We start from the raw sequence: 239 nt of genomic DNA on the forward strand, positions 1-239 counted from the left end.
TCTGCCGCCCACTTGGACAACGCCTCGTGGACGGCAGGATCTAAGCGCAGAAGAATTTGCTTGCGCTCATTCTTCGGAGTCATTTACTCACCAGGCGATTCGCTCCCCAATACCAACCCAGCAGGTCAGTACAGCGAGCCCGCATTCACGATCGGCTGAGTGCGCTGATCAGAGCAGAGCACGACCAGCAGGTTCGACACCATCTGAGCTTTGCGTTCATCATCAAGCGACACGATGTC

General features: G+C 56.1%; 1 pseudogene. It reads right to left on the reverse strand.

Annotated features, from left to right (window positions below):
• Positions 1-125 precede the first annotated feature (125 nt).
• Positions 126-239: pseudogene (locus QP415_RS12815) on the reverse strand (SPFH domain-containing protein); the annotation flags it as partial.

It is taken from the genome of Pauljensenia sp. UMB3104, assembly GCF_030217285.1.
GTDB lineage: Bacteria > Actinomycetota > Actinomycetes > Actinomycetales > Actinomycetaceae > Pauljensenia.